The organism is Acinetobacter nosocomialis (genome assembly GCF_041021905.1).
GTDB classification, from domain to species: domain Bacteria; phylum Pseudomonadota; class Gammaproteobacteria; order Pseudomonadales; family Moraxellaceae; genus Acinetobacter; species Acinetobacter nosocomialis.
In genome coordinates, this window is the sequence record NZ_CP157432.1 from 3,677,782 (window position 1) to 3,693,397 (window position 15,616).

Below are 15,616 nucleotides of genomic sequence, written 5' to 3' on the forward strand. Positions count from 1 at the left end.
TTTACACACTAGACAATTTTTAAACATCTATTAAGATAGGGCAATATTTAGGAGTTCATCAGGATGAACCAACGGTTGTAAAAATAAAAATTACATACCGGAATAAATAGCCCCTGCCCCTACTTAGGTAAAATGCTGTGAATAAAAAATTAGAAGCTCTGTTCCAGGAAAAGGTACAAGGTAAAGTCATTTTAGTGACAGGCGCCTCAAGTGGAATCGGTTTAACGATTTCCAATAAACTTGCTGACGCTGGTGCGCATGTTTTACTGGTTGCCCGTACTCAAGAAACATTAGAAGAAGTAAAAGCAGATATTGAAAGCCGTGGCGGTCAGGCATCAATTTTCCCATGTGATCTGAACAACATGGAAATGATTGATCAGGTTTCTAAAGAGATTCTAGCTTCTGTTGATCATATTGATATTTTAATTAATAACGCTGGTCGTTCTATTCGTCGTGCTGTTCATGAGTCTTATGACCGTTTCCACGACTTTGAGCGTACCATGCAATTAAACTACTTTGGCGCTGTGCGTTTGGTTCTTAATATTTTACCGCACATGATTCAACGTAAAGACGGACAAATTATTAATATTAGTTCGATTGGTGTATTAGCAAATGCAACACGCTTCTCGGCTTATGTCGCTTCTAAAGCTGCACTTGATGCATTTAGCCGTTGTCTATCTGCCGAAGTTCATGCCCATAAAATTGCAATCACCTCAATTTATATGCCTTTAGTGCGTACTCCAATGATTGCGCCAACTAAAATTTATAAATATGTACCGACTCTATCACCTGAACAAGCAGCGGACTTAATTGCTTATGCGATTGTGAAACGTCCGAAACGTATTGCCACAAACTTAGGCCGTTTAGCTTCTATGACGTATTCGGTGGCACCTGGTATTAATAACATGTTTATGTCGATCGGTTTCCGTCTATTCCCAAGTTCAGATGCAGCAAAAGGTAAAAAGACTGAAAAACTAAATTGGGCACAAAAAGCTTATGCACGTCTTTTCCCTGGTGAGCATTGGTAATCTGCCATATTAAGGTTATTTAAAAATAAAAAAGCGCCTCTCATTAGGCGCTTTTTTATTAATCCTATTTAAGCATCTAAAAACTCAACATGCCCTGTTTTAACATCATAAATCGCACCAATAATTGCAATCTCACCACGATCTAGCAGGTCTTTCAGTACTGTGCTGTTATTAATAATATATTGAATATTGTAGTGAACATTCATTGCTGTCACCTGATTAATAAAAGCTTTGTTTAACTCACGTGGCTGCATAATGTCATATACACTTTCTACCGAACGCATGAGTGGGCCAAGCACATATTGAATATGCGGCATCTCTTTGACATCAGAAACTTGCTTTTGCTGTAAACGTAGCTGACATGCACTGGTCACTGCACCACAGTCTGTATGACCTAAAACTAAAATGACTTTTGAACCTTTGGCCTGACAAGCAAACTCAAGTGAGCCTAATACCTTTTGACCTGCAATATTACCGGCAATCCTTAAACTAAATAGATCACCAATCCCCACGTCAAAAATCATTTCAGTTGGAGCCCGAGAGTCCATACATCCCAACACGGCAGCAATTGGGTGCTGACCTTCATCTGCGGTGACACGAATTTGACGGTAAATATCACGTTGTAAACGTTCATTTTTTACAAAGCGTTCATTACCTTCTTTAAGTAGAGTAACGACCTGCTGCGGACTTAATTTGCGCTGTAGATCTCTCGTACTAATGTAAATATCCAAAACTGCATCATCCACCTCTTCATAGTGCTGCTTAAATCCAATAAGCTTAAGATCGACTTGGCGTTTAACTGCCGTCTCATTTTGATAGTCTTGAATGACCTGATAGATATCGGGATCAATCGAATCACATTGAGTGGCATCAATAATCAACTGCTGATCTTTATGAACATGCTCTAATGCAGAAATGAGCGCTGAACGATTCAGAAAAGTGACCTGTGATGGAAGCTCAATACGCGTCACAATTCCATGTAAATGCTTTTCTTTATATACGCGAACACCTTTATTAAAGTTGCCATACAAAATAAACGCGCTACTGGTAAATAAACCCACCAAAATTCCGGTTAACAAGTCTGTCAGTAAAATTGCAACGAGAGTGATAATGAAAGGTAAAAACTGTTTCCAGCCTTTTTGATAAAGCTGTTTGAATAACTTTGGATGAGTCAGTTTAAAACCAGTCACAATTAAAATCGCTGCGAGTGCAGACAATGGAATCATGTTCATGAGTTGAACAAAGAATAAAACAGCTAGCAGCAATAATATGCCGTGAATAATCGTGGAATATTTACTACGTGCGCCTGTATTTGCATTTACAGAACTGCGGACAATGACTGAAGTGACTGGCATTCCGCCAATTAAACCTGAAACAATATTCCCCGCACCTTGTGCCCACAGTTCACGGTTAGGTGGAGATGAGCGCTTTTGAGGATCAAGTTTGTCTGCGGCTTCTAAGTTTAGTAATGTCTCTAAAGACGCCACAATCGCGAGTGTAATTGCTCCGGTATAAATCAATGGTTCAGCCAGATAGCTAAAGTCTGGAAAAACCAATACCTCTTCTGGTGCTTGTAATATATTTGGTAGTTGAATCAAATTATTGGTTTGGACTACCCAAGATGAGCCAATATTCATTAAGACAAAATTTAAAACTGCAGCAATGACTACAGCAATTAAAGCTGAAGGTAGTGCTAATTTTTTAAGTGGACTGCTGTCCCAAGCTAAAATTAAAAATAAGCTCAGCAGTCCAATCAACGCCGCGCCAGTGTCAAACTTTTGGATAACCGTATCTGGTGTAGCAGTCCAAACGTCTTTCCATGAAAAATCAGTCAACCCAAATAAATACGGTAGCTGCGTCACAATAAGAATGGCACCAATGGCAGCCAGTAATCCTAAAATGACATTGTTTGGAATAAAGTTGGCAAAGAAACCCAACTTAAATACACCAAACAGAATTTGTAAAATTCCTGCAAATACAATACACAATAAAAAGGCGGCATAATTGCCGCCTAATTGGTCGAGTTGTACAAGGATGACCGCAGTCAACCCTGCTGCTGGGCCAGAGACACTGATGTGAGAACCACTCAGCAGGCCAACAATAATTCCACCAACAATTCCGGCAATAATACCAGAAATGATTGGAGCACCTGAGGCTAAGGCAATACCCAAACATAAGGGTAAGGCCACGAGAAATACGACCACTCCCGAAAGGAGATCGTTTAAATGAAATCTATTTTTCAGTTCTAAAGCCGGCATAAAAACAACCATTTATAATATAAAAAAACAATCAATTTTTAATATAACTGCCTGAAAGTGATGAACTTACCTCAAGGCTTTATCGATATTGTCTGACATCGGAAAAGGGTTAAAGTTGAGTTATGCTATAACGTTGTATAGTTGATTGTAGATTTCACACCGTTTTTGTTGATCTTAAGATTCACCTCATCTTTACCACTGCGATTTCTGAAAAACCGAATTTCACAATTTCTAAAGCAAACTTTAAAAATAATAAAAAACCTCCCGTTTGGGAGGTTTTTTTAGATGTTCTAAAGGCTCTTATTTAGAACCTTTAATTCCAGCTTGCAGTAACAATGCACCAAAACCACCAATTTTTTGCTCTTGAGGTTTCTCTTGCTTGCTACGTTGTGGACGTTCAACCTGATCTTTACGTGGTTGTTGAGGACGCTTACCTTGCGGCTTACGCTCAGAACGCTGTTCGTTATTTTGCTCACGACGCGGTGGACGCTGTGCCTTAACAGGAGCTGCACCTTCTGCACGCATACTCAAGTTCACACGATTACGCTCAGCATCAACTTGCATCACACGCACTTGTACGATTTGCCCTGGTTTTACCACTTTATGCGGGTCAGAAACGAATTCATTCGCTAATTCAGAGATATGAACTAAACCATCTTGGTGTACGCCAATATCAACAAAAGCACCAAAATTCGTCACATTCGTTACAACGCCTTCAAGCTGCATACCTTCAGTCAACTGAGCAACTTCAGTAATGTCTTCACGGAATTTAGCTGTGCGGAATTCTGGACGTGGGTCACGTCCTGGTTTTTCAAGTTCTGCTAAAACATCCTGAATAGTCGGCAAACCGAATTTATCATCGACAAACTCTTCTGCTTTCACCTGACGAATAATTTCAGTATTACCAATAATGTCTTTAACAGTTGTCGCTTTTGCTGCAACAATTTTCTCGACAAGACCATAACTTTCAGGGTGAACAGCAGAAGCATCTAAAGGTTCAGAACCATTTTGGATACGTAAGAAACCAGCTGCTTGTTCAAAAGTACGCTCGCCTAAACGTGGTACGCTTTTCAATGCTTGACGGTTATCAAAACGGCCATGTTCTTTACGGTATTCAACGATTTGCTGAGCAATCGCTTTATTTAAACCTGCAATGTAAGCCAAGATTGCTGGTGAAGCAGTATTTACATCAACACCAACAGCGTTCACACAGTCTTCTACCACTGCATCAAGCGTTTTTGCTAAACCAGTTTGATTTACGTCGTGTTGATACTGACCTACACCAATCGATTTCGGGTCAATCTTCACAAGTTCAGCAAGTGGGTCTTGTAAACGGCGCGCAATAGATACTGCGCCACGAATTGAAACATCAAGCTCTGGAAGTTCTGCTGCAGCAAGTTCGCTTGCAGAGTAAACAGATGCACCTGCTTCGCTTACAGTCACACGTGTTAATTTAAGGTCTGTATTTGCAGCCATCATTTCTGCAACTACAGCTTCTGTTTCACGGCTCGCAGTACCGTTACCAATCGCAATAAGCTCGACATTATATTCACGGCATAGACGTGCAAGCTCAGCAATAGAGCCTTCTTTGTCTTCTTTAGGCGCAAATGGGTAAATCGTGCTGTGAGCAAGTACATCACCAGCATCGCTTACAACAGCCAGTTTCACACCAGTACGAATACCAGGGTCAACACCCAAAGTCGTACGGCTACCAGCTGGCGCTGATAACAATAAGTGACGAAGGTTTTCAGCAAATACCTGCATTGCTTCTGCTTCGGCAGCAAGACGTTTTTCTGTCAGTAATGAATGCTCGATTTGAGGACGAACTTTACCTAACCAGAATAATTTTGCAGTTTGCTTCAAGAAGTCTTGGCGAGCTTGTGGCTGAACTTGATCTAGGTTGTATTCAGTTTCAATACGTGCCAATGGTGCATCATCTTCACCATCTACTTTTAAACCAAGTACGTTTTCTTGACGGCCACGTAACATTGCCAATAAACGATGAGAAGGTAATTTGTTGAGGCCTTCAGAAAATTCAAAGTAATCGCGGAACTTTTTGCCCACTTCTTTCTTTTCTTCAGAAGCAACAGTACTTTTTAGCACTGCTGTTTTTGCAAAAGTCGCTTTTAATTCTGTAGTAAGCGCAATGTTTTGTGCCCAATCATCAATCAAAATATGCTGGATTGCGTCTAACTGACTTTCTACATCTGGATAGTCTTCATGACTAAAACCAGCTAATGCTTCTGCCGGATCAATTTGTTCTGAAATAATTTTTTCGGCAATTGGCCCCAGACCCGCTTCTTTCGCCTTGAAAGACTTGCTCGTACGTTTAGGACGGTACGGCGCATAAATTTCTTCTAAAGCATTTTTTGTTTCGGCTGCATTCACCCGCGCCAACAAGTCATCATTCAATTTATTCTGTTCTTGCAATGACTGAATGACCTTTTCACGGCGCTCATATAAATCACGTAAATACGCTAAACGAGTATCTAATTGGCGTAACTGCGTATCATCTAAACCTTGTGTTACTTCTTTACGGTAACGGGCAATGAATGGAACACTGGCACCTTCATCAATTAAGCGGATGGCAGCTTCTACTTGGTTTGGACGTACGGCAAGCTCACTTGCCAACTGCTGAACTAAGTCAGTCATCGTGTTTGATCCCACAAGGATAAAGTTTAAAAGCACTGATTATAAAGACCAAGACTATAAAATCCACACTTGTTTGCGTATTCAAAACGTTTTTTTGTATTGACTGTGAATTTTTCACATTCTTTACTTCATAAAAAACGTTTTAGCTATTCATTTTGGTCTTCAAACCCATATTTTACTTTTTAAAAAATCTGAAATTTATAGGATATCCGTTAAGTAAAATGAAATTTTTAATATAAATTACGAGAAAATGAACATATTGATACAGTATCAGAATGAACAAAATTATAGTTTTTCTTATCTGTCTAAATAGATTATTAAGCTTTAATATTTGAATGAGTTCTCAACCTCTTAGAAAACAAACTTTAAAAAGTAGTGTTAATTTTTAAAATAATCTATTTGAAACAATTATTTATTAAAATTTAATCGAATAGAATTTAATGAGTGACCGAATGCTTGGTTTTTTCTTTAAGGCTTTGCTAAATTATGGGCATAAGATGTTGTTTTTTGGTTTCAAGCCCCTACGAAAATTGTAATTTTGAGCAAATTGATACATAGTCTTAACAAGAACATCGGCATTATACTGAGGGCTTGTTGGCAATAAGCCTAACCGATCCAATAATATATAAATTATGACTTTAAAAGGGAGTACATCATGAGTTTAGTTGTACCTGCTGAACATCCTGAAACCGTACATAACGAAACGGATCGTGTCGAACGCATTTTAGTGGTCGATGACGATGTGCGTTTACGTACCCTCTTGCAACGTTTTTTGGAAGATAAAGGCTTTGTTGTAAAAACTGCCCACGATGCCTCACAAATGGATCGTTTATTACAACGTGAGTTATTTTCACTTATCGTACTCGACTTTATGTTGCCCGTTGAAGATGGTTTAAGTATCTGTCGTCGTTTACGTCAGTCAAACATTGATACACCTATTATTATGCTAACTGCACGTGGTAGCGACTCTGACCGTATTGCTGGTCTTGAAGCTGGTGCAGATGACTATTTACCGAAACCATTCAACCCAAATGAGCTTTTAGCACGTATTCGCGCAGTATTACGTCGTCAGGTTCGTGAAGTTCCGGGTGCTCCAAGCCAACAAGTTGAAGTGGTTAGCTTTGGTCCATGGTCTTTAGATTTATCTACACGTACGCTTACTCGTGAAGGACAAATCGTTACTTTGACCACGGGTGAATTTGCCGTATTGAAAGCATTGGTACAGCATCCACGTGAACCGTTAACGCGCGACAAACTTATGAACTTGGCTCGTGGCCGTGAATGGGGTGCAATGGAGCGCTCAATTGACGTTCAAGTGTCTCGTCTACGTCGTTTAATTGAAGATAACCCAGCACGCGCACGTTATATTCAAACGGTATGGGGTGTAGGTTATGTATTTGTTCCAGATGGTGCTGAATAAGCTTGAGATAAATTAGAGTGAGTTTAGAGCCAATACCACCGCAAAACTTTACCGACTACGTTGCGTATTCAGAGCGTAAACGGACGAGATGGGAACGTTTTCTCGACAAAATTAAGCCACGTTCTGCTGCCATGCGTACCACAATTTTGGTACTGCTGGTGGTGTTCTTTAGCCTCTTTATGTCATTGTGGTTTTTTTGGCGAACCCTCTATTTACCCGAAATTCAACAGCATGCCCGTTATTTGGCTGTTGAACTCGAGCTAGTGAACAACCCTAATATTCGTATTTTTCATCGCGATACCGAAGTTGATGTTGATACTTGGTTGCGTAATCGGGTTGGCATTGAATATATAACCGACCCTAAAGAGTATCCAAGCGTTCGCGATAAAGTCATTGCGGAGTTTTTTACCAACCAAGTTGAACAAAAACTTGCAAATGAAATCGGCGCAAAAGACGTTACAGTTTACTTCCAGTTTAAACCTAGCCCACGCATCTGGATTCAAACACCAGAAATGCATGGCAATTGGGTTCGTGAGCCTTTAAAAACCTATGCAAACTATAGTCCTGAGCTATTAATTGGTTGGGTTGTGGGTGTGCCATTAGTTTCGGCCATCATTATTTTAATTTTGATTCGTCAAATGAACCGCCCATTACGTCGTTTGCAAAATGCCGCCAACGAATATAGTAAGTCTGGAACAGCACCATATTTAGATACTAACCATGGCCCTTTAGAAATTCGCCAGGTAAACCAAGCATTTAACCGCATGGTGTATACACTTGAGCAGACCGAGCGTGAAAGACGGATTATGCTAGCGGGTATTTCACACGATTTAAGAACCCCGCTTACACGTATTCGTTTAACCGCTGAAATGTTGCCTGATGAATTTCTACGTGAAGGTTTGGTCTATGATGTAGATGATATGGATGCAATTTTGAATCAGTTCATCTCGTATATGCGGGATGGTTCAGATGAAGAATTAAAAGACACCAATATCAATATATTATTGCAAGAATTAATTGTTCAATTTAAACCGCTTGATATTCGTTTTGAGGTGCAAGATGTTCCGATTATTCCTGCACGTAGCCTTTCTTTAAAACGTCTGATTGCCAACCTCATTAATAACGCAAAACGTTATGGTGCGGAGCCAATCGAACTCAGTGCAAAAGTTGAAAATGAACATATTTTAATTACGGTTGCCGACCATGGTGAAGGTATTCCAGAAGATCAGATTGAAGAATTAATGCAACCATTTGTAAGAGGTAATTCTGCTAGAACCATTCAAGGCAGTGGTTTAGGCCTTGCAATTGTTAAGCGTATTGTCGACATTCATCAAGGTGAAATTCAAATTCATAACCGTGAACAAGGCGGTTTAGAAGTGATTATTTCATTACCTATTCCAAAACCAGCGGCCGAAGAAAACACAACGCCAAATCCTTTGGAAAAAATTAAACAAACTTTAAGTGAGCGCTTCTAATTTGATCAATTGATCATTTAAAGCGCTATTTTAAAATTTATTAAATACTAAATAAATCAATACATTAAAATTCATAAAATAAATTTATACCGCCATTTATTTAAAAAATTAGACCTTAGCCTAACACCTATGCACTTTTCATTTTTTCATAGCTAAAATCCGGTATGTTTTGACAATATTGAGGATGTCCAATGTCTTTAAGTCGTATTCGCCTAGCTTCTCTTCATGACAAGGTCATCAGTGCTGAACAAGCTGCGCAATTCATCGAAAATGGAATGACTGTTGGTATGAGTGGTTTTACTCGTGCTGGCGAAGCTAAAGCTGTTCCTCAAGCACTTGTAGAGCTTGCAAAAAAGAATCCGTTAAAAATCACATTAATTACGGGTGCTAGCTTAGGTAATGACTTAGACAAACAACTCACGGAAGCAGGCGTTTTATCTCGTCGTATGCCATTTCAGGTAGACAATACTTTACGTCGTGCGATTAACAACGGCGAAGTTATGTTTATTGATCAACATTTATCAGAAACTGTTGAGCAAATGCGTAACCAGCAACTTAAACGTCCAGATGTTGCGGTGATTGAAGCAATTGCAATTACTGAAGATGGCGGCATTATTCCAACAACTTCTGTGGGTAACTCTGCAAGTTTCGCAATTTTTGCTGAAAAAGTTATTGTTGAAATCAACACATCTTTAAGCGAAAGCTTTGAAGGTTTGCACGACATCTATATTCCAACTTACCGTCCAACACGTACGCCAATTCCATTAACAAAAGTGGATGAGCGTATTGGTACAACAGCCATCCAGATCGATCCTGCAAAAATTGTAGGTATTGTCTTTAACGATACACATGACTCACCATCAACAGTCACTCCTCCAGATGAGGAGACTCAAGGCATCGCAAATCACCTGATTGCTTTCTTTGAAAAAGAAGTTGCTGAAGGCCGTTTACCTAAGAACCTTGGTCCATTACAAGCAGGGATCGGTTCAATTGCCAATGCAGTATTAACAGGTTTAAAAGATTCTAATTTTGAAGACCTCATCATGTACTCAGAAGTACTACAAGACTGTACTTTTGAACTCATTGATGCAGGTAAAATGAAGTTTGCTTCTGGTAGCTCAATTACCCTTTCAGCTAAATGTGGTGAGAAAGTTTTTGGCAATATCGAAGCTTACAAAGACAAATTAGTACTTCGTCCACAAGAAATTTCGAATCACCCTGAGCTTGTACGTCGTTTAGGTATTATCGGCATTAACACTGCACTTGAGTTTGATATTTACGGCAACGTGAACTCAACTCACGTATGTGGTACTAAAATGATGAATGGTATCGGTGGTTCAGGCGACTTCGCTCGTAATGCTCACTTGGCAATTTTTGTGACCAAATCAATTGCTAAGGGTGGCGATATCTCTTCTATCGTGCCAATGGTAAGCCACGTTGACCACAGTGAACACGACGTTGATATTTTAGTAACAGAGCAAGGTTTAGCAGACTTACGTGGTTTAGCACCTCGTGAACGTGCTCGCGCAATTATTGATAACTGTGTGCATCCGCTTTACCGTGATGCACTGAACGACTACTTTGATCGTGCATGTGCCAAAGGTGGTCATACTCCTCATTTACTTCGTGAAGCATTGTCTTGGCATGCAAACTTCGAAGAAACAGGTCAAATGCTTCAAGCGGCACCTGTTGCAAAATCAGCGTAAGCAATATTTTTAATTTAAGCACTCCTACGGGGGTGCTTTTTTATTTGTTTAAATTATTCACAAACTACTGCTCAATTGCGTATTTTTATTTTATCTTTTCAATACATCAAAACAAAAAGTAGAAATCCATATGTTTATTATTCGTCAATTTACAAATGCAGATCTGGATGATGTGGTCAATTTATGGGAAAGCTGCGACCTAACCCGTCCATGGAATAATCCTGAAACCGATATATTTAGAAAAGTCTCACAACAGGATGATTTGTTTTTGGTTGCAATTAAAGATGAGCAATTAATTGGCACGCTCATGGGCGGCTATGACGGTCATAGAGGCTGGATTAACTATTTGGCTGTTCATCCCCACCAACAACGTTTAGGAATCGCTACAGCGCTTGTTCAGCAGCTTGAAAAGCGCCTTATCGCTCGCGGCTGCCCAAAACTTCAATTATTGGTGCGTAAAGACAATCTAAATGTGCTGAACTTTTACGAACAGCTCGGTTATGACGAAGTAGAAGCCGTATGTTTAGGAAAACGACTCATTAATGATAGTCCTCACGACTAAAGACAAATTTCAGTTGAGCCATTTCTAGAAAGTTCAAACATTGTTGGGGATAACTGAGTTTGCTTGTGGATAAAATGAGATTTATACACAAGTGAAGTCTTAATATTTTTTATTAATAAATAGGCATGAAAAAAGCCCCATACTTTAAAGTATGGGGCTTTTTTGAATATGGTGGCGAGACCCAGGATCGAACTGGGGACACACGGATTTTCAATCCGTTGCTCTACCTACTGAGCTATCACGCCGATGGCCTGTATTAAGCCGCATCTCAGAACAATAGTCAACAATTATCCTGAGTTTCTGATTTAAATGAGTATTTTTTATACTTAAAAAAAATCCCTGATGGGATCAGGGATTGAAAACACAAATAATGGTGGCGAGACCCAGGATCGAACTGGGGACACACGGATTTTCAATCCGTTGCTCTACCTACTGAGCTATCACGCCGAAGTGGGCGTATTAAACAATGTTTATAAGAAGACGTCAAGCAACTTCCGTATTTTTTGTAACAAGTGTTTAATTTTAAATCACAAGTACAGTAAAAATAGGATTTTAGCTATGTAATTTACCAATATGCGCTAAGCAGCGATGAATGGCACCACAGCCTGGCTCAAAAATTTTAACGCCTTTTGATTCTTCTATACGACAAGCTTCTTCTACCAAGCGCTCAGCTACCCCACGACCACGGTTAGCAGGATGCACCACAATATATTCAAGTACCTTGCTTTCACCTTGTCCTGAACACCAGATTGCACCTATAATTTTGGTGTTAAATTCGGCAGTGTATAGCGTGGTATACTGCTGTAAATCTTGTTCAAGTTGTTCAATCGCATCGTGCCCGTCACCAAACTCCGGACTTGTGTCATACAGTCGCTCAAGCTGATCGCGGATCTCTGAATTATCTAGAGAACTATAAGCATGTACGGTAATAGGCATTGATTAACCCTCCTGAGCAAACTATGATGCTGTCACGAATTCGTCACAGCGAAATTGTCGTTAACATCCAATCATTTTTGACGTTTTTTGAGGAACGTGTCCATGACGCAACGTATCAGTGAAGTGGTTAGAAATACCAATGAAACCAAAATTCGAGTTCGTTTAAATCTCGATGGTACTGGTCAAGGCACACTAAACACCGGAGTTCCATTTTTAGACCATATGATTGATCAAATCAAGCGACATGGCTTATTTGATATCGATATTCATTGTGATGGAGACTTAGAGATTGACGATCATCATACCGTAGAAGACTGCGGTATCACGCTTGGACAGGCTTTTGCACAAGCTTTAGGCGATAAAAAAGGGTTACGCCGTTATGGTCATTTTTATGCACCATTAGATGAAGCTTTATCTCGTGTCGTTGTAGATTTATCTGGTCGTCCGGGTTTATTTATGGATATTCCATTTACTCGCGCACGTATCGGTACATTTGATGTGGATTTATTTTCCGAGTTTTTCCAAGGTTTCGTAAACCACGCCCTTATGACCTTACATATTGATAACTTGAAAGGTAAAAATAGCCACCATCAAATCGAGAGTGTATTTAAAGCACTAGCGCGTGCTTTGCGTATGGCATGTGAAATTGATTCACGTGCTGAAAACACGATTGCATCGACAAAAGGTAGCCTCTAATGACACGTATCGCGTTACTTGATTATGGCATGGGCAATCTACACTCAGCTGCTAAAGCACTTGAGCATGTAGGTGCTACAGTCGATGTAACTAACGACCCAAAATTAATTGCACAAGCCGACAAAATTGTTTTCCCGGGTGTTGGGGCAATGCGTGATTGTATGCAAGGCATGCGTGAAGCAGGTATTGATGAAGTCGTACGCAACGCTGCTTTTAATAAGCCAGTTCTTGCAATCTGTGTAGGCATGCAAGCGCTTCTACAAAGCTCTGAAGAAAATGGCGGTGTAGATGCCTTAGGTATTTTTGAAGGTGTTGTTAAACACTTTCCTCAAATGGAAGGCTTAAAAGTCCCACACATGGGCTGGAACCAAGTTCACCAAATGGACCCAAGCCATCCAATGTGGAACAACATTGATCAAGATGCTCGCTTCTACTTTGTACACAGCTATTATGTTGAACCTAAAGATGAAAATCTTGTAGCTGCAACATGTGAATACGGCGTGAACTTCTGTACGGCAATTCACAAAGATAATTTATTTGCGACTCAATTCCACCCAGAGAAAAGTCACACTGCAGGTTTACAGTTACTTAAAAACTTTGTGGAATGGAATATTTAATTTCACAAAAGTTTTAAACAGATCAGGTCTAGATGGCCTGATCTTTTTTTTTATTTATAATAACAAGCAATCATTTATAGAATGATATTTTATTCAACAAAATATTGAATATTCATACTTTTAAATAAAATCAAATGAACAGGATAAACACAATGAATTCACCTTTTGAAAATCAGCCACTTCAGCAAGATTCGCCCTTTAAGGCAAATGGACGTTTTGGACGGCTCTCTTATGCTGCTTGGACCTTCCTATTTACGTTAACCCTCGCTGCTGCTGTTCTACTTATTATTTTTACTTTCGGTCTTACACAAAATGAGGGCACCCCAGGTTTTACTGCGCCGGGCATCATCGCTATTGCCATTCTCTATATCGTTGGTATTTATATTAGCTTCGTATTTACTATTCGCCGTTTGCATGACCGTAATAATACAGGTTGGTTATCTTTACTCATGCTCGTACCTGTCGTGAACATTGGCCTTGCCGTTTATTTATTTTGTGCAAAAGGAACTGAAGGCCCTAATGATTATGGACCGAAGCGTCCAACACCAACTTGGGAACGTGTTTTAGGCTGGATTTATATTGCACTTATTCCGCTTGCAGTCATTTTTGCTATTGTTGCCACAATCATGGCTCCTACCTATGAAGGCTATGTTGAAAAAAGCGAAAGCGTTATCATTGGGTCCCCATCTCAGTCTCAATAATTTTTTAAAGTTTCGTAAAGCCTAGTTCTCTAGGCTTTATTCATATATAAAGGGAATAGCTCAATTTATTTGTACGCTGTTAAATATGTCCGAAGCCCCGTCCCTCCTTGATAAAGCCTCTATTCAGCAGCTTCCATCTTTTAAAAATCTTAACCACCAAAATATTGTGGTGATTGAAAATATTGAGCAATGCAAAACGATTGAAGAAGAATTAAAAGCAGCGATCTTTTTAGGATTTGATTCCGAATCTAAACCGACATTTCGAGTGGGCGAAGTCTCGACAGGTCCACACTTAATTCAACTTGCCACTGAACATAAAGCCTATTTATTTCATGTAAATTCATCGACTTTAAAATTTTTACAACCTATTTTATCGAACCAAAAACAACTTAAAGTCGGCTTTGGTCTTAAAAATGATAAACACATTTTTCATAAAAAAGGCATAGAGCTGGAAAGTTGTGTCGACCTTGCTAAAGGCTTTAATCACTTTGGTTTTAAACACCAAATGGGTGTACAAAAAGCTGTAGCACTACTATTTGGACAATATCTTGCAAAGTCAAAAAAAATCGGAACATCAAATTGGGCACAGAAGCCACTTACATCACAACAAATCAGTTATGCCGCTGCCGATGCGTATGCTGCCTTACTAGTATTTTTAGAGCTGCGTAAACAAAACCTATTACCGGCTCACATTTCACAAACGATTCAAACCGCACTTCATGCGTAAAGTTATAAAAGTCTTTTCTAAGGCTTAGCGATTGATCAATACTTTGCTAAGATGTGCACAATTTCATAAACATGATGAAGCAAGGAGCGAAAGCATGCTAATCATTCCAGCAATTGACCTGAAAGATGGTAAATGTGTGCGTTTAAAACAAGGGCGTATGGAAGACGATACCGTTTTCTCTGACGATCCGGTTGCAACTGCCCAGCATTGGGTAAATGAAGGCGCACGTCGTTTGCATTTGGTCGATTTGAATGGTGCTTTCGCAGGTACGCCTATCCATAAACCTGTTGTTGAAGCAATTGCTAAAGCTCAGCCAGAGTTACCAATTCAAATTGGTGGTGGTATTCGCTCATTAGAAACAATTGAACACTACTTAGAAGCTGGCGTGACTTTTGTCATTATCGGGACTAAAGCAGTTCAAGAGCCAGAATTTGTAGAAGAAGCTTGTAAGCGTTTTGCAGGTCACATCATTGTTGGTATTGATGCCATGAATGGTATGGTTGCAACTGACGGTTGGGCAAATGTTACCGACGTAAAAGCAACTGATTTAGCAAAACGTTTTGCAGATGCTGGCGTATCTAGCATTGTTTATACCGATATTGCGCGCGACGGCATGATGCAAGGTGTAAACGTTGAGCAAACTGTCAACTTGGCTCAATACTCAGGTTTACCAGTGATTGCTTCAGGTGGAGTAACGAACCTTGATGATGTTCGTAACTTAAAAGGCAAGCCAGGCATTTTAGGTGCGATTACAGGCCGCGCAATTTATGAAGGTACTTTAAACCTTCGTGAAGCTCAGCTTTTATTAGATGAAAATCGTCTTTAATTTTTAAGATGT

14 protein-coding genes and 2 tRNA genes are annotated in these 15,616 nt (G+C 39.7%); 11 read left to right on the forward strand and 5 right to left on the reverse strand.

Features of this window, described 5'->3' with window-relative positions; all coding sequences use genetic code 11:
• Positions 1-137: 137 nt before the first annotated feature.
• Positions 138-1,028 (forward strand): SDR family NAD(P)-dependent oxidoreductase, encoded by an 891-nt coding sequence (locus ABLC00_RS17210; protein WP_006582527.1) that lies wholly within the window; start codon positions 138-140, stop codon positions 1,026-1,028.
• A gap of 68 nt (positions 1,029-1,096) precedes the next feature.
• Here ABLC00_RS17210 and ABLC00_RS17215 read toward each other — a convergent pair whose 3' ends face one another.
• Together ABLC00_RS17215 and ABLC00_RS17220 are read right to left on the reverse strand one after the other, a co-directional pair.
• Complete coding sequence (locus ABLC00_RS17215) at positions 1,097-3,286, reverse strand: bifunctional SulP family inorganic anion transporter/carbonic anhydrase (RefSeq protein ID WP_006582526.1); 2,190 nt, start codon at positions 3,284-3,286, stop codon at positions 1,097-1,099.
• Between the two features lie 300 nt (positions 3,287-3,586).
• A complete protein-coding gene (locus ABLC00_RS17220) occupies positions 3,587-5,938 on the reverse strand; it encodes a Tex family protein (protein ID WP_006582525.1) in 2,352 nt (783 codons plus the stop codon).
• A 655-nt stretch (positions 5,939-6,593) separates the two neighbouring features.
• Here ABLC00_RS17220 and ompR point away from each other — a divergent pair.
• The 5 genes from ompR to ABLC00_RS17245 all read left to right on the forward strand — a co-directional run bounded on the left by ompR (position 6,594) and on the right by ABLC00_RS17245 (position 11,101).
• Positions 6,594-7,358 (forward strand): two-component system response regulator OmpR, encoded by a 765-nt coding sequence (gene ompR, locus ABLC00_RS17225; protein ID WP_000060753.1) that lies wholly within the window; start codon positions 6,594-6,596, stop codon positions 7,356-7,358.
• Between the two features lie 17 nt (positions 7,359-7,375).
• A complete protein-coding gene (locus tag ABLC00_RS17230; protein WP_002052250.1) occupies positions 7,376-8,833 on the forward strand; it encodes an ATP-binding protein in 1,458 nt (485 codons plus the stop codon).
• 51 nt (positions 8,834-8,884) lie between these two features.
• Positions 8,885-8,989, forward strand: a complete 105-nt coding sequence (locus tag ABLC00_RS17235; protein WP_079377866.1) for a hypothetical protein — start codon at positions 8,885-8,887, stop codon at positions 8,987-8,989.
• Positions 8,990-9,024: 35 nt separating this feature from the next.
• Positions 9,025-10,539, forward strand: a complete 1,515-nt coding sequence (locus ABLC00_RS17240; RefSeq protein WP_004884763.1) for an acetyl-CoA hydrolase/transferase family protein — start codon at positions 9,025-9,027, stop codon at positions 10,537-10,539.
• Positions 10,540-10,669: 130 nt separating this feature from the next.
• The gene (locus ABLC00_RS17245; protein WP_002052234.1) at positions 10,670-11,101 is read left to right on the forward strand and encodes a GNAT family acetyltransferase; all 432 of its coding nucleotides are present in this window, start codon (positions 10,670-10,672) and stop codon (positions 11,099-11,101) included.
• 169 nt (positions 11,102-11,270) lie between these two features.
• Here the strand turns inward: ABLC00_RS17245 and ABLC00_RS17250 are convergent.
• From ABLC00_RS17250 to ABLC00_RS17260, 3 genes are all read right to left on the reverse strand, one after another.
• Positions 11,271-11,346, reverse strand: a tRNA-Phe gene (locus ABLC00_RS17250).
• Between the two features lie 126 nt (positions 11,347-11,472).
• Positions 11,473-11,548 (reverse strand) — tRNA-Phe (locus tag ABLC00_RS17255).
• A gap of 105 nt (positions 11,549-11,653) precedes the next feature.
• The gene (locus ABLC00_RS17260; RefSeq protein ID WP_002052206.1) at positions 11,654-12,037 is read right to left on the reverse strand and encodes a GNAT family N-acetyltransferase; all 384 of its coding nucleotides are present in this window, start codon (positions 12,035-12,037) and stop codon (positions 11,654-11,656) included.
• Positions 12,038-12,139: 102 nt separating this feature from the next.
• Here ABLC00_RS17260 and hisB point away from each other — a divergent pair, with 102 nt between their 5' ends.
• From hisB to hisA, 5 genes are all read left to right on the forward strand, one after another.
• Positions 12,140-12,733: an imidazoleglycerol-phosphate dehydratase HisB gene (hisB, locus tag ABLC00_RS17265; protein ID WP_006582523.1), complete on the forward strand. Its 594-nt coding sequence runs from the start codon at positions 12,140-12,142 to the stop codon at positions 12,731-12,733.
• Complete coding sequence (gene hisH / locus ABLC00_RS17270; RefSeq protein ID WP_002052198.1) at positions 12,733-13,350, forward strand: imidazole glycerol phosphate synthase subunit HisH; 618 nt, start codon at positions 12,733-12,735, stop codon at positions 13,348-13,350. The genes hisB and hisH overlap by 1 nt, the downstream gene beginning before the upstream one ends.
• Positions 13,351-13,502: 152 nt before the next feature.
• Positions 13,503-14,051, forward strand: a complete 549-nt coding sequence (locus ABLC00_RS17275) for a DUF805 domain-containing protein (protein WP_002052254.1) — start codon at positions 13,503-13,505, stop codon at positions 14,049-14,051.
• A gap of 85 nt (positions 14,052-14,136) precedes the next feature.
• Positions 14,137-14,778: a 3'-5' exonuclease gene (locus tag ABLC00_RS17280; protein ID WP_006582521.1), complete on the forward strand. Its 642-nt coding sequence runs from the start codon at positions 14,137-14,139 to the stop codon at positions 14,776-14,778.
• Positions 14,779-14,872: 94 nt separating this feature from the next.
• Positions 14,873-15,604, forward strand: coding sequence for a 1-(5-phosphoribosyl)-5-[(5-phosphoribosylamino)methylideneamino]imidazole-4-carboxamide isomerase (gene hisA / locus ABLC00_RS17285; RefSeq protein WP_002052186.1), 732 nt, complete (start codon positions 14,873-14,875; stop codon positions 15,602-15,604).
• The last annotated feature ends 12 nt before the right edge of the window (positions 15,605-15,616 follow it).